This is a genomic window from Frondihabitans sp. Leaf304 (assembly GCF_001423105.1).
Classification (GTDB): domain Bacteria; phylum Actinomycetota; class Actinomycetes; order Actinomycetales; family Microbacteriaceae; genus Frondihabitans.
Map to the genome: position 1 here is coordinate 499659 of NZ_LMNV01000002.1, position 14680 is coordinate 514338.

Below are 14680 nucleotides of genomic sequence, written 5' to 3' on the forward strand. Positions count from 1 at the left end.
TGTGGTCGCTCGTTCAGCGCCAATCGAACGGGAGTTGTAATCCTCGATAGCTCAATTGGCAGAGCAGCCGGCTGTTAACCGGCAGGTTGTTGGTTCGAGTCCAACTCGGGGAGCGAAGGCCCTCACGGCTCCACCCGTGGGGGCCTTTTTAGTGCGCGCGGTGTGTCCTAACCCTGCTCCGCCTCCGCCTCCGAATTCGAAGGAAAAACGCCGCGACCCCAGCGGAAACATCAGGATCCACCGGGGTCGCGAGTCGAAATCTCCTTCAAATTTGCAAGGGGGGGCGACGAGCTCAGTAGCCGGCGGCAGGATCCACGACGCCGATGAATTCCCCATCGCCTTCGAGCGCCCTCACGTTGTGCCGGATCCGCTCGGCCAGCAGCGGCGCGACCATGTCGGGCGTGTCGGCCTGATGCGGGGTGACCAGCGCTCGGTCGTTGGTCCACAGCGGGTGCCCCTCGGGCAACGGCTCCGGATCGGTCACGTCCAGCCCCGCACCCCACAGCGACCCGGAGTCGAGCGCATCGACCAGGGCGTCGGTGTCGACGAGTCCGCCGCGAGCGATGTTCACCAGCACGGCGGTGTCTTTCATGGCGGCGAACTGCGACGCGCCGAACATCTTGGCGGTGTCGTCGGTCATGGCCGCCGCGACGATCACGACGTCGGCGGTCGGCAGCACCTCGTCGAGCTGCGCGGCCGGCACCGTGCGCGCCGCGCCGTCGACGGGGGACGAACTGCGGCGGACGATGGTGATGCGCGGGTCGAATGGCGCGAGGAGGCGCATGATCTCGAGGGCGATTCCGCCGGCGCCGACAATGACGACGTCGAGCCCGTACAGCGAGATGCCCTTCGGCTCGGTTGCCCAGGAGCTGGCACGTACCCGCTCGGGGAACACCCGGAGCAGGGCCAGCGTGAGAGCCACTGCGTGCTCGGCGACCGGCTCGGAGTAGGCGCCCTTGGCGCTGGTCCAGAGCGGACGCGGCGACGACGCGTACTTCGCCATGATCGGGGCGAACATGTCGACCCCGGCCATGGGCAGCTGCACCCACTCGATGTTGGGGTAGGTCGTGAGCGCGTCGTCAAGCTCGTCGATCTTCGTGTGCGACAGCCACATCAGGCCTCGCGTCGACTCGTTGAGGGGGCCGAGGGTGCCTCCGCCCGATTCGACGGCGTCGACGACGTGCTGCAGTGGCTTCGGCCCGATGGCGATGGGCCCGGGCGTGGGACGGTGCTCGGCGGGCACGGTCGCGGACGGGGTCAGGACGGCCCGGTGACCGCGGGCGGACGAGGAGGCGGGGGTGGCGGAAGACAAAGTGCTCCTAGCGGTGCTTCTTGGGGGTGCGGTCGGACGACGGGATGATGTCGATGGGAGACGTCTGCGAAAGGACCTTCACGTACGGGTCGACGGTCGTGGCGAGCACGTCGTCGATGGTCCCCAGGCCGACCAGGTGCCCGGAGCGGAGCACGGCGATGCGGTCGGCCACCGCGCGAGCCTCGTTCACCGACGAGGTGACGACGACGGCCGAGAACTGCCGCGTCTCATGGATGCCGCGGAGCAGCTCCAAGACCGACTGGCGCACGAGCACGTCGACCCCGCGGGCCGGTTCGTCGGCGATGAGCACGCTCGGCGAGAGCACGAGACTGCGGGCGAGCGCGATGCGCTGCCGCTGACCCGAGCTGAGCTCCCACGTCTGCTTGAGCATGGTCGAAAGCGGCAGATGCACAGCGTCGACGAGGGTCGACACCAGCCGACCGGCCTCTTTGCGATCGAACTTCTTGTCACGCTCGTAGAGAGGCTCGGCTACAGCCTCCCCCACTGTGAGATCGGGGTTGAGGTTGTCGCCGTCCGACTGCGACAGATAGCCGACGGCCCCCGTGAGGCGGTCACGATGCCGTTTCGAGATCGTCTTGATCCGCTCGCCGAGCACGAACAACTCGCCACCCGCGATCGTCGCCGACCCCTCGGGGGGCCTCGAGGCGTAGGCCAGGCCCGCGAAGGCTCGGGCGAGCGTCGACTTGCCGGATCCTGCTTCTCCGAGCACCCCGAGGATCTCCCCCGGAGCCAGTTGGAGCGAGATACCGTCGACGGCGCGTACTTCCGGGCGCCCGGCGCGAGCCGGGTAGAGCAGCGAGAGATCGTCGGCGACGAGGACGGGTGCGTCGGTGTCGGCCATACCTAAGCTTGACGGGTCAGAGCTCTCAGCGCTTCGCGGCGCGCGGCCTGCTCGGAAGGATCGGGTACCGGCAGCGAGGCGAGCAGTCGCTTCGTGTAGTCGTGCTCGGGCGCGCCGAGCACCTGGTCGTTCGGCCCCGACTCGACCAGGTCGCCGTGAAAGAGCACGCCGATACGGTCGGCGAGCAGGTTCACTACCGCGAGGTCGTGGCTGATGAACAAAGCCGCGAATCCGAGGTCGCTCTGCAGCTCGGCGAAGAGCTCGAGCACCCGCGCCTGCACCGAGACGTCGAGCGCGCTGGTGGGCTCGTCGGCGATCAGGAGCGCAGGATCCAGCGCAAGCGATCTCGCGAGACTGGCCCTCTGGCGCTGGCCACCGCTCAGCTCGTGGGGGTAGCGGTCACCGAACGCCTTGGGCAGCTGGACGGCCTCCATCAGCTCGTCGACGCGCGCGCGTGCGGCTCGGGCGTCTCCGGCGCGGCCGTGCACGATGAGCGGCTCGGCGACGGCCTCGGCGATCGTCAGCAGCGGGTTGAACGACGAGGCCGGGTCTTGGAAGACGAACCCGATCTCGGCCCGCTTCGGCTTGAAGTCGCGCTCGTGCACGCCGTTCATCTCGACGCCGAGCACCTCGAGCGAGCCACCGGTGACCCGGGTGAGTCCCGCGATCGCGCGGCCGATGGTGGTCTTGCCCGAGCCGGACTCCCCCACCAACCCGAGCACCTGGCCCTTGGCGATCGTGAAGTCGACACCCTTCACCGCACGGAATCCCGCACGACCGAGACGTCCGGGGTATTCGATCTCGAGCCCGCGGGCGTTCACGACGATCTCGGCGTCGGCCGACGGAGCAGCCTGGTGGCCGCGGGCCTCGAGTCGAGGCACGCTGCCGAGGAGGCGCTTGGTGTAGTCGTCCTGTGGGTCTGCGAACAGCGTTTTCGCGTCGGCCTCTTCGACCACCTTGCCGAGGTACATGACTGCCACTCGATCGGCGAGGTCGGCGACGACACCCATGTTGTGGGTGATCAGCACGATCGCGGCGCCGAATTCGTCGCGGCACCGGCGCAGCAGATCGAGGATCTCGGCCTGCACCGTCACATCGAGCGCCGTGGTCGGCTCGTCGGCGACGATCACCGAGGGGTTCAGCACGAGCGCCATCGCGATGACCACACGCTGCTTCTGGCCGCCCGAGAACTGGTGCGGGTAGTAGTCGACGCGGGTCTCAGGATCCGGGATCCCGACCCTCGACAGGATGTCGATGGCCCTCTTCCGCGCCTCCTTCTTCGACACCTTGCCGTGGGCGCGGATGCCCTCGGCGATCTGCCACCCGACCGTGAAGACCGGGTTCAGCGCCGTCGAGGGCTCCTGGAAGACCATGGCGACGTCGGTGCCGCGGAGCTCGCGGACGCGCTTCGGCCCGACGGTCAGCACGTCTTCGCCGGTGAGGAGCACGGCGCCGGAGGCGACGGCGGTCTCGGGGAGCAGGCCGAGGATCGTCTTGGCGGTGACGGTCTTGCCGGATCCTGATTCTCCGACGATCGCGAGCACCTCACCCGACCGGACCGTCAGGCTGACGCCCTGCACGGCATTGACATCGCCGCCGTCGGTGGCGAAGGTGACCTCGAGGTTCTTGATGTCGACGGCCGTGTGACGGTCATCGCGGACGATGTCGCTCATGCGCGTCCTCCTTCGGGGGCGGTGGTGCTGCCGGGGGTCTTGTCGTCGCCGACGGCGGGGTCGCTGGAGGCGCTAGTTACGGCCTTGCGGCGCTTGGCCCGCCGGCGCGTGCGCAGGCGCGGGTCGGCGAGGTCGTTGAGGCTCTCGCCGACGAGCGTGACGCCGAGCACGAGCAGGACGATCGCGGCTCCGGGGAACACACCCGTCCACCAGATGCCACTGGCGGTGTCGGAAAGTGCCCGGTTGAGGTCGTAGCCCCACTCGGCCGCCGCCGTTGGCCCGATGCCGAAGCCGAGGAAGCCGAGCGACGCGAGCGTCAGGATCGCCTCGGACGCGTTGAGGGTCAGGATCAGCGGGAGACTGCGCGTGGCGTTGCGCAGCACGTGCTTGAACATGATGCGGGCGGTCGACGAGCCGACGACCTTCGACGACTCGACGAAGGCCTCCGACTTGAGGCGGACCGCCTCGGCGCGGACGACGCGGAAGTACTGCGGCACGAACACCACGGTGATCGAGATGCCCGCGGCGACGATTCCGCCGACGAGACTGGACTGGCCTCCCGAGATCACGATCGAGACGACGATCGCGAGCAGGAGCGACGGGAACGCGTAGACCGCGTCGGCGATGACGACGAGGATCCGGTCGAGCCACCCACCGAGGTAGCCCGACACGAGGCCGAGCGTCACGCCGATCAGCACCGACAGGATGACGGCCACGATTACGACGGCGATGGCGGTCTGCGCACCCCAGACGACACGACTGAAGACGTCGTAGCCGCCGACGGTCGTGCCCCAGATGTGGTCGGACGAGGGCGGGGCCTGGCGGGGGAAGGATCCGGCGTCGTCGCTCAGCTGACCGAACCCGTAGGGCGCGATGATCGGGGCGAAGATCGCACCGAGGAGGAACACCAGGCAGATGACGATGCCGGTGATGAGCATTCCGCGCTGGAGGCCGACGCTGCGTCGGAGCTGCGCGACGATGGGAAGGCGTGAGAACCAGGGGGCGCGCCGGTCTTTGGCGGCGGCGAGAGTGGTCGTCATGATCAGTACCTCACGCGCGGGTCGATGAACGCCGCGACGATGTCGACGATGAAGTTGGTGACCGCCACGATGACGGCCAGCAGGGCCACGATGCCCTGGACGGCCACGAAGTCGCGGGCCGAGAGATACTGCTGCAGCTCGAAGCCGAGGCCGCGCCAGCCGAAGGTGGTCTCGGTGAGCACAGAACCACCGAGAAGCATCGCGATCTGCAGACCCATGACGGTGATGATCGGGATCAAAGCAGGCTTGAAAGCATGGGTGCGCACCAGGCGGACCTCGGAGACACCGCGCGAGCGGGCCGCGTCGACGTACTCCGAGCCCAGCGTGCCGATGACGTTCGTGCGGACCAGACGAAGGAAGATGCCACCGGTGATGAGGCCGAGGGCCAGGGCCGGCATGACCGCATGCAGCAGTACGTCGCTGATGATGATCGAGTTGCCGGTGCGGAGGGCGTCGATCAGGTAGATGCCGGTCGGGTTCGGCACGGTTCCGAGGGCGAGCTCGATGCGGGTGCTCGCCCTGCCGCCGAGGGGCAACCAGCCGAGCCAGACGGAGAAGACGAGCTTCAGGAGAAGCCCGGCGAAGAAGACGGGGGTGGCGTAGGTGAAGATCGCGAAGACGCGGAGGATCACGTCGGGCCAGCGGTCGCGGAGGTATGCGGCGAGCATTCCGAGCGGAATGCCGATGAGCAGAGCGATGATGAGCGCGTAGAAGACGAGCTCGACCGTGGCGCCACCGTAAGTCAGCAGGATGTCGCTGATCTTGCGGTGATCGGTCAGCGTCGTGCCGAAGTCACCGCGCAGCAGCTGCCCGAGGTACTCGCCGTACTGCACGATGATCGGACGGTCGTAACCGGCAGCGTGCAGGCGCTCCTGGAGCTGAGTCGGCGTGAGACGCCCGCCGACCGAGGCGGTGATCGGGTTGCCGACCACTCGCATGAGGAAGAACACCAGCGTGACCAGGATGAAGACGGTCGGGATGATGAGCAGGAACCGGATCAAGACGTAGCGGCCGAGGCCACCGCCCTTGGTCTTCCCCTGAGAGGGCCCCGGCACCGCGGGTGCGGTGGGCGAGGTGTCGTTCAGAACGGTCACGAGGTCGCGTTCCCTTTCGTTTGCTCTTCGGCGGGCGTCATCGCCCGACACGGTGGTGGGGTGCTCCCCCGGCCTTTCGGCCCGGCGGAGCACCCCACCTTCTGTTCGTAAGCTACAGCGACAACGTCGCGTAGCGGAACTTGAACGAGGCGTCGAGGGCGTCGTCGACACCCTTGACGTCCTTGCCCGAGACCGCGACCTGAGCGCCCTGGAGCAGCGGCAGGGTCGAGATGTCGCCGGCCTCGAGCGTCTGGATCTGCTCGATGTCTTTGGTGCGGGCAGCAGTGTCGGTCTCGCTGCGCTGCGCCTCGATGAGGGCGTCGACCTTCGGGTTGTTGTAGTGGTTCAGCAGGAAGCCGCCGTCGAGGGGCTTGCCGTCGGCACCGGGCGAAGGCAGGAAGAACGGCGTCAGGTAGTTGTCGGCGTCGGAGTAGTCGGGGAACCATCCGAGCTGGTACAGCGGGTAGCTGTCTTTGGTGCGCTCGGTGCTGTACTCGTCGTAGATGGTCGACTGGATGTTGACCTTGAACAGCTTGGTGTCTTCGAGCTGCTTCTTGATCAGCGCGTACTCGTCGTCGGACGACGCACCGTAGTGGTCGGGCGTGAACTGCAGGTTGAGCGTGACGGGCGTCGTGACACCGGCCGCGGTCAGGGTCGACTTGGCCTTGTCGGCGTCGGGGCCACCGTCGCCGTCGCCGTAGAGCGACTTGAACGGGGTGATCGAGCCGGTGAGGCCGTCGGGCACGGGCGAGTACAGCGGCGTGTAGCTGCCCTTGTAGACGTCTTCGGAGAGGGCCTCGCGGTCGACCGAGTCGGCGACGGCCTTGCGGACGGCGAGGGCCTTGGCCGAGTCGGCCTCCGAGGTCTTGGCACCGTAGGGCATGGTGTCGAAGTTGAAGACGATGTAGCGGATCTCGCCGCCGGGGCCGTCGTGGACGGTCAGCTTGTCGTCTTTCTTGAGCGACGCGAGGTCGGTCGGGCTGAGCGAGCGGTAGGCGACGTTGACGTCGCCCTTCTGCACGGCCAGCTTGAGCGCCGTCTCGTCGGTGAAGTACTGAGCCGTGACGCTCTTCGTCTTGGGTGCGCCGAGGAGGCCCTTGTAGCCCGAGAAGGCGGTGTACTGGATCAGCTCTTTCGCCTTGTACTGCGAGATCGAGTACTGGCCGGCGAACGGCTTGCCCTTGACGATGTCGGCGTCGGAGGTCACCTTGGTGGCGCTGAAGACCTGCTCGTCGACGATCGGCCCGGCCGGGCTCGACAGCACCTGCGGGAACGTCTGGTCGTTCTTCGACTTGAGGGTGAAGACGACGGTGCTGTCGTCGGGAGCAGCGGTGCTCTTGAGGTTCGAGAGCAGCGACGAGGGGCCGTTCGCGTCGGCGATCGCGATCTGACGGTCGAAGCTGAACTTCACGTCGGACGAGGTGAGTGCGTCGCCGTTGGCGAACTTGAGGCCGGACTTGAGCTTCACGGTGTACTGCGTGGGGCTCGTGAACTCCGCGCTGGTGGCGATGTCGGGCTTGACATCGGGCGAGCCGTACGGCGTGTTCATGAGGAACGGATAGACCTGGTTCATCACGGCGAACGAGCCGTTGTCGTACGAGCCGGCCGGGTCGAGCGAGGTGATGACGTCGGACGTGCCGATCACGACACCGTCGAGGGCGTCGGTGCTCGTGGAGCTGCTGTTGGCGCAGCCTGCGAGAACGAGAGTGGTGGCGACGGCGCCACCCACCCCGATCAAGAGGCGTCGCCTCACGGAAGACGTGGAATTCACGGTGGTACCCCTTTGTGTCGGTGCATGAACCCGGGGTCGGAGCAGAGCTGTGATCGACTGCCGGGATTTCATTCTTAACACACGCCCGGTGCTGGGCTGAAATTCAGGCGGAAGTGTTTACAGGTTCGCAATGCGCCGCGCACTTTGTGTGCGCATCTCTCCTATTCGTTGCGCAGGATGCGGCGCGCCGCCTCGACTTCGACTAGCTTCTGCCCTATCTCGCGCCGCTTCTCGGGTTCGGCCCGCACATCGGTGCGGTGCATCTGGCCGAGCAGCTCCGCCTTTTGACGGAGCAGGTCGCGTTCGACGAGGGAGCCGAGGATCCCGGCGCAGTACAGCGCCACATCGGCGCCCTCGCGCTCTGGCAGGGGCCCCATTGCCAGCTCCCGCACCAGACCGGCGAACGGCCCGGGCGTCTGCTCCAACACCAGATCGACGAAGTTCGGAGCGTCGAGGTGATCGAGGCTGGCCGCAATCGCGTCGCGGACCACCCCCAGCGAGCCATTCACAAAGACCGAGAAGGCGGCTTGGATGGTGAGGTCGCGGGGGGCCGACGCCGGGTGCTGCAGGATCGCCATCAGCGCGTCGCGCTCCATGCGCGTGGAGAGGTCGTCGGGCAGGCGGAGGATGCTCGGGCCCTCGTCGACCGGCTCCGCCTCCGGGAGGCTGGTGATCGACTGCCGTGAGGGATCGCTCGAGGGGGCGAGACGTTCGACGGCCTTCGGCTGCGCGGCGACCGTGCGACGGGCCGCGTCGACCGCTGTGCCGACCTCGTCGGGGTCGAGGCCGAGCCAGCCGGCAAGTGACCGGACGTACCCCTGGGTGAGCGAGGCATCGCGGATGCCGGCAACGACCGGTGCCGACGAGCGGAGTGCGGCGACCCGCCCCTCCACCGTCTCGAGGTCGTGACCGTCGAGGGTGCGCTTGATCATGAACTCGAACATCGGCCGCTTGCCGTCGACCAGGCGTCGAACGGCGTCGTCGCCTCGATTGAGTCGGAGATCGCACGGGTCGAGCCCGTCGGGGGCGACCGCCACGAACGTCTGCGCCGCGAATCGCTGCTCTTCGGCGAAGGCCCGGCTGGCGGCCCGCTGACCGGCCTCGTCGGGGTCGAAGGTGAAGACGACCTCGCCGAGGCTCGAAGCATCGGCGCCCCGCACGTCGCCGAGCATCGGCCTGAGTACCTTGATGTGGTCGACGCCGAACGACGTGCCGCAGGTCGCGACCGCCGTGGTGACACCGGCGAGGTGGCAGGCCATGACGTCGGTGTAGCCCTCGACGATCACGACCCTCTTCGAGCGCGAGATGTCTTTGCGCGCCAGGTCGAGCCCGTACAGCACCTGAGACTTGTGATAGACCGGCGTCTCGGGGGTGTTCAGGTATTTCGGGCCGTTGTCGTCGTCGAGAAGTTTGCGGGCGCCGAAGCCGATCGTGGCGCCCGTGACGTCGCGAATCGGCCAGATGAGCCTCCCGCGGAACCGGTCGTAGGCGTTGCGATCACCCTGGCTGAGGAGGCCGGAGGTGACCAACTCCTCCTCAGAGAACCCTCGACCTTTGAGATGCGAGCGGATCGCGTCGAACGACTTGGGTGCGAAGCCGACACCGAACCGCTGCGCGGCCGCCGGATCGAATCCGCGCTGCCCCAGAAACCGTCGCGCCGGATCGGCGTCTGCGCCGGTGAGCTGCTCGACGTAGAACTCGCGAGCCGCCTCGTTCGCCGCCAGGAGTCTCGCGCGATTGCCGTGATCGCTCGCCTGACCGCCGTCTTCGTAGTGCAGGGTGAAGTTAATCCGCGCGGCCATCCGCTCGACGGCCTCTTGGAACGTCGTGTGGTCGGTCTTCTGGATGAAGCTGAAGACGTCGCCATCTTCGCCGCAGCCGAAGCAGTGGTAGCGACCGACCTGGGGGCGCACGTGAAAACTGGGGCTGCGCTCGTCGTGGAACGGGCAGAGGCCCTTGAGCGAGCCCACACCGGCGCCCTTGAGGGTGACGTAGTCGCCGACCACGTCGGCGATGTTGACGCGGCTGCGGACCTCGTCGATGTCGGCGCGTTTGATCAGACCTGGCACGCACCGCCCCCTTCGAATCGATCCAGTCTAGGCGGGGTCACGAGCGGACCAGCCGGTCGTGCCAGGCCATGGCGCTCTGGTCGGTGAGGGAGGCGACCTGGTCGACGATCACGCGCCGTCGGCCCGCGTCGTCGGACGCGTCGCGCCAGTCGGCGGCGAATCCCGGGTCGAGCTCGGTCGCGCCGCTGGCCCAAAGGACATCGGCGAGCGTGGTCAGCACTTCGCGCTGTTGCACGTAGATGGGCTGGCGGGTGTTGCGGGTCATCACGAAGGCCGCGACGATGCCCTTGAGCGCGGCGATCTCGCCGATGATCTCGGCGGGGATCACGACGCTGGCGGCGAAACGGATGAGGCTGTCGAGCGGATAGTGCTCGTGTGTCGCGTCGATTGCCGAACCGGCGAATCGGCCGATGAGCTGACTCGTCAGGTTTTTCAGACGAGCCTGCGCGACCCGCCCGCCGTCGTAGTCGTGCAGCCAGAAGTCGAGGCCGCGGAGGCGGTCGAAGGCCTCGGTGAGCTCGTCTCGGCTGAGTTCTCCGCCGACCCAGGCGTGCATGGCGTCGATCAGCGAGTCGTGGCCGACCGGTGACGACAGCGCCGCGACGTCGATGTAGCCATTGACGACGGCGTCTTCGAAGTCGTGCACCGAGTAGGCGATGTCGTCACTGAGATCCATCACCTGGGCCTCGATGCACCGCTGGCGTCGTGGCGCACCGATGCGGAGCCACTCGAAGGCCGGGGTGTCGTCGTCGTAGAACCCGAACTTCACTCGACCGCCGGGATCGGGGATGCCCTGGGCGGTCGGCCACGGGTATTTGCAACTGGCGTCGAGGCTGGCGCGCGTCAGATTGAGACCGTAGCTCTGGCCGTCGGCGCCGATGACCTTGGGCTCGATGCGCGTGAGCAGTCGCAGCGTCTGCGCGTTGCCCTCGAAGCCGCCGATGTCGGTGCACCAGTCGTTGAGGGCCTTCTCGCCGTTGTGGCCGAAGGGCGGATGACCGAGATCGTGAGCGAGACAGGCCGTGTCGACGACGTCGGGATCGAGGCCGAGGCTGGTTGCGAGCTCCCGCCCCACCTGGGCGACTTCGAGCGAGTGCGTGAGGCGGTTGCGGGCGAAGTCGAGCCCCGCTGTCGGGCTGAGCACCTGCGTCTTCGCGGCCAGGCGCCGGAGGGCACTCGAATGGAGAAGTCGCGCGCGATCGCGCGCGAAGTCGCTTCGCCGGCTGGAGTGCTCTTCGGGCAGCCACCGCTCTCCGTCGTGCTCGCTGTAGCCGGCGGAGCCGACCGAGCCGGGACCAGAGCGTGGGGTGCCCAGCAGATCGGCGTTGGCGGTAGGGGTGTTCTGGGTGGTCACGCGGGCCCTTCGGGCGGGAGGTGCGGGTAGGTCGGGAGCGCTCGTGTGCGGGGCGTCTCAGCCACCGCTGTGGTGGAGTTCGGCGGCGGCGAGCTCTTCGCGGAACGCCTCGTCGAGCTCGCGGCTCTCGAGCCACCGGTCGGGAAGCGATGGACGCTTGGGGCTGCCCGCGCGCCCGCGCGGACCCTCGGCGTCGATGCCGGGGTAGGCCTGAGTCCAATCCATCGTGCCGAGGAGGTCGTCGATCTCCGCCACGCTCGACGAGGCGGCCAGGCTGGCTCGCACGTCGCCGCCCACGGGATACCCCTTGAAGTACCAGGCCACGTGCTTGCGCATGTCGCGGCAGGCGCGCGCTTCGTCGCCCTCGTAGAACTCGATCAGGAGCTCGGCATGGCGTCGGAACGCCTGGGCCACTTCGCCGAGGGTGGGCTCCGCCTTGCGCTCTTCGCCGCGGAACGCCGCCGCGAGGTCGCCGAACAGCCATGGGCGGCCGAGGCAGCCGCGACCGACGACCACGCCGTCGCACCCCGTCTCGTCGACCATGCGGAGCGCGTCGGCCGCCGACCAGATGTCGCCGTTGCCGAGCACCGGCACCCCCGTGATGGCGTTCTTGAGCGTCGCGATAGCTGACCAGTCGGCCTGGCCGGAGTAGAAGTCGGCCGCGGTCCGTGCGTGAAGCGCGATCGAGGCGACCCCTGCCCCTTCAGCCGCTTTGCCGGCCTCGAGATACGTGAGGTGATCGTCATCGATGCCCTTGCGCATCTTGATGGTGAGCGGGATGTCGCCGGCGGCCTTGACCGCGCCCTCGACGATGTCGCGGAACAACCCGAGCTTCCAGGGCAGGGCCGATCCGCCGCCCTTGCGGGTGACCTTGGGCACCGGGCAGCCGAAGTTGAGGTCGATGTGGTCGGCACGATCTTCGGCCACCAGCATCGTGACGGCCTCGGCGACCGTCTTCGGCTCGACCCCGTAGAGCTGGATGCTCCGGGTGGTTTCGCTCTCGTGATGGGTGATGAGGCGCATCGACTCGGGCGTGCGCTCGACCAGTGCCCGACTGGTGATCATCTCGCTGACGTACAGCCCGGCACCGTATTCGCGGCAGAGCCGGCGGTACGCGGTGTTGGTGATGCCGGCCATCGGCGCGAGCACGACCGGCGAAGCGACCTGGATGGGGCCGATGGCCAACCCTGGGTGCGGAGAGGTCTGCACCGGGTGCGGAGAAGTCTGCCCAGGCTGCGCGGAAGAATGCACGCCGGCTTCTGGTTGCGAAAGAGTGGTTGTCATCACCACTGATTATCCCAGACGGCCGCAAGCCCGATGAGGGATCGAGACGCCCCTGTAGAGAACTCGATGCCGCCCACCCCCTTGGAGAAGAAATGCCGAACATCAGCGGAACCGACCGAATGCTCGCCGATGCCGAAAGCCGAGGGCTGGCCGTCGAGGTGGTCGAGCGGCCGGCAGCGGACAGCCTTGCCGAGGCAGCAGGGCTGCTGGGGATCGAGCCCGGGGCCGTCGTGAAGAGTCTGGTGGTGAAGAGGCATGACGGATCCTTCGTTTTTGCTCTTGTTCCGGGCGGACGGTCGATCTCGTGGTCGAAGCTGCGCACCGTGGTCGGCGTGAACAAGCTGTCGATGCCCTCCCCCGAGATCGCTCTGGAGGCGACCGGTTACGAGCGAGGCACGATCACTCCCCTGGGATCGACCACGGCGTGGCCGGTGTTCGCCGACGAGAGGATCCGAGGATCCCGCGTCGCACTCGGTGCGGGCTCGCACGGACGCAGTGCGTTCGTGGAGGCCGATGCGCTTATCGAAGCGCTGGCCGCCACCGTCGCTGACATCACCGACCCCGAGGTGCCGCGCTCGTAGAGCCGTGGACACCCGGGGCATCGGTGGCCTAGAGCGATGCGCCTTCGTCGAGGGCCGCAGTGACGGCCCGCGCCGAGGCGGCGGCGGCCTCGTCGGCCGTGGGCTCGATCTCGGGTATCGTGACGGTCTCAGTCAGGGCGCCGGGGATCAGGCAGCTGTCGCCCTCGCAGGCCGCTGCGTCGGCCGAGCCGAGCATCGTGAAGCTGCCCGGAGTCGGTGCGGAGTCGGTCACTCGGCCACCGCCGCATCGCGCTTCTCGGCGGCGACCGTCTCGAGGACGTTCTGGAACGCCGAGGCCTCCTGGGCTCCCGACACTCCGTACTTGCCCTCGATCACGAAGAACGGCACGCCGTTGATGCCGAACGCCTGGGCCTGGGCCTGGTCGGCACGGACGGCGTCGAGGTACTCGTCGCTCTCGAGCGACTGCAGCACCTCGGCGCGATCGAGCCCCGCCTCGGCGGCGATGTCGGCCAGCACGTCGAGTCGGCCGAGGTGGCGGCCGTCTTCGAAGTACGCGGCGAGGAGGCGCTCCTTCATGTCGAGCTGGAGCCCGCGGGCCTTGGCGAAGTGAATGAGCTGGTGCGCCTTGACGGTGTTGGTGTGGTGCATCGCGTCGAAGTCGTACTTCAGGCCGACCGACGCGGCGATGCCGCCGACGTTGTCGAGCATCTGGCGGGCCTGCTCGGGGGCGATGCCCTTGTGCGTCGACAGGAACTCGACCTCGTCACCCTCGAAGTCGACCGGCGTATCGGGCGAGAGCTCGAACGAGTGATACTCGATCTCGACCTCTCCGGCGAAACCGGCAGCTCCGGCCTCGAACTTGCGCTTGCCGATGAAGCACCACGGGCAGGCGATGTCTGACCAGATGTCGACTTTGATGGGGGCGGTTGCGGCGGCGTTCTCGATACTCACGGCGTCTGCAACCGTCGGTGTCGCTCGGGCATTCCCGACGCGCGTCGGTGACCCCGATGCATGGCCACCGCCGCGGCGATCCCCTGTTCGACCCGTGGCCAATCGCGACGCACCATCCCGTACGACACGCGCATCGCCGAGCGCCCTTCCAGCACGATCGCCAGGTCTTTCTCGCGATCCGACTCGAACGAGCTCTCGTGATAAGCCCGGCCGTCGAGTTCGAGCCCCAGCACGCCGTCGACGACGAGGTCGATCGACCGCACGGTATCGACCGGCACCTGCGAGACGACCTCGTACCCGAGCAGCCGCAGCCGCGTCCGGACGATGCTCTCGAGCACGCTTTCGCAGTCGCGATCGACCCACTCGGCAATCCTCCGCAGCGGCTTCGGCAGCCGGGCGCAGAGCCGATGCAGGTCGACCTCGTCGAGGCGGCGGGTGTGGCAGGCCCAGTCGAGTACCGCGACTGCTTCTTCGAAGGGCAGGTGCTTCACCGCGTGCACAAGAGCTTCGTGGTCGGTCGCGACTGTCCTCCTGTTTCGTGGAAGGCGTCCGTAGCTCAGAGTCACGTTTCGCGGAACGAGTTTCGGGCGGGATGCCCCGGCGGCGAGGCGCACGTCGAGTGACCTGGGCGGATTCCACAGCCACGCGTTTTGCAGGTGAAGGGCTGCAGCGCCTGTGAGTACTCCTCCGAGACGGACCGCGATCACCTGGGGGTCTGACGCGGGCAA

General features: G+C 67.8%; 13 protein-coding genes and 1 tRNA gene. 2 read left to right on the forward strand and 12 right to left on the reverse strand.

What is annotated here, in order from left to right:
* Positions 1-40: 40 nt before the first annotated feature.
* A tRNA-Asn gene (locus ASF54_RS02205) sits at positions 41-113 on the forward strand.
* Between the two features lie 179 nt (positions 114-292).
* Here the strand turns inward: ASF54_RS02205 and ASF54_RS02210 are convergent.
* From ASF54_RS02210 to dusB, 9 genes are all read right to left on the reverse strand, one after another.
* Positions 293-1312, reverse strand: a complete 1020-nt coding sequence (locus ASF54_RS02210) for a D-isomer specific 2-hydroxyacid dehydrogenase family protein (protein ID WP_055958284.1) — start codon at positions 1310-1312, stop codon at positions 293-295.
* A 7-nt stretch (positions 1313-1319) separates the two neighbouring features.
* A complete protein-coding gene (locus ASF54_RS02215) occupies positions 1320-2174 on the reverse strand; it encodes an ATP-binding cassette domain-containing protein (protein ID WP_055958287.1) in 855 nt (284 codons plus the stop codon).
* A gap of 2 nt (positions 2175-2176) precedes the next feature.
* On the reverse strand, positions 2177-3847 hold the full coding sequence (locus ASF54_RS02220) for a dipeptide ABC transporter ATP-binding protein (protein ID WP_055958290.1): 1671 nt from the start codon (positions 3845-3847) through the stop codon (positions 2177-2179).
* On the reverse strand, positions 3844-4887 hold the full coding sequence (locus tag ASF54_RS02225) for an ABC transporter permease (protein ID WP_055958293.1): 1044 nt from the start codon (positions 4885-4887) through the stop codon (positions 3844-3846). Before ASF54_RS02225 ends, ASF54_RS02220 begins: the two co-directional genes overlap by 4 nt.
* A 2-nt stretch (positions 4888-4889) precedes the next feature.
* Positions 4890-5972, reverse strand: a complete 1083-nt coding sequence (locus ASF54_RS02230; RefSeq protein ID WP_423263762.1) for an ABC transporter permease — start codon at positions 5970-5972, stop codon at positions 4890-4892.
* 121 nt (positions 5973-6093) lie between these two features.
* Positions 6094-7752: an ABC transporter substrate-binding protein gene (locus tag ASF54_RS02235; protein WP_055958298.1), complete on the reverse strand. Its 1659-nt coding sequence runs from the start codon at positions 7750-7752 to the stop codon at positions 6094-6096.
* 161 nt (positions 7753-7913) lie between these two features.
* Positions 7914-9821 (reverse strand): DNA primase, encoded by a 1908-nt coding sequence (gene dnaG / locus ASF54_RS02240; RefSeq protein ID WP_055958301.1) that lies wholly within the window; start codon positions 9819-9821, stop codon positions 7914-7916.
* A gap of 37 nt (positions 9822-9858) precedes the next feature.
* A complete protein-coding gene (locus ASF54_RS02245; protein ID WP_200919594.1) occupies positions 9859-11136 on the reverse strand; it encodes a deoxyguanosinetriphosphate triphosphohydrolase in 1278 nt (425 codons plus the stop codon).
* Positions 11137-11232: 96 nt separating this feature from the next.
* Positions 11233-12384, reverse strand: a complete 1152-nt coding sequence (gene dusB / locus ASF54_RS02250; RefSeq protein WP_235480906.1) for a tRNA dihydrouridine synthase DusB — start codon at positions 12382-12384, stop codon at positions 11233-11235.
* Between the two features lie 167 nt (positions 12385-12551).
* Between dusB and ASF54_RS02255 the strand changes: the two genes are divergently transcribed.
* On the forward strand, positions 12552-13040 hold the full coding sequence (locus ASF54_RS02255; protein WP_055958304.1) for an aminoacyl-tRNA deacylase: 489 nt from the start codon (positions 12552-12554) through the stop codon (positions 13038-13040).
* A gap of 28 nt (positions 13041-13068) precedes the next feature.
* Here the strand turns inward: ASF54_RS02255 and ASF54_RS02260 are convergent, their stop codons facing one another.
* The 3 genes from ASF54_RS02260 to ASF54_RS02270 are packed head-to-tail and all read right to left on the reverse strand — an operon-like array spanning position 13069 to position 14443.
* Positions 13069-13272, reverse strand: coding sequence for a hypothetical protein (locus ASF54_RS02260; protein WP_055958307.1), 204 nt, complete (start codon positions 13270-13272; stop codon positions 13069-13071).
* On the reverse strand, positions 13269-13952 hold the full coding sequence (locus ASF54_RS02265; RefSeq protein WP_233573139.1) for a DsbA family oxidoreductase: 684 nt from the start codon (positions 13950-13952) through the stop codon (positions 13269-13271). Before ASF54_RS02265 ends, ASF54_RS02260 begins: the two co-directional genes overlap by 4 nt.
* Positions 13949-14443 (reverse strand): hypothetical protein, encoded by a 495-nt coding sequence (locus ASF54_RS02270; RefSeq protein ID WP_162237088.1) that lies wholly within the window; start codon positions 14441-14443, stop codon positions 13949-13951. The genes ASF54_RS02265 and ASF54_RS02270 overlap by 4 nt, the downstream gene beginning before the upstream one ends.
* Positions 14444-14680: the final 237 nt, after the last annotated feature.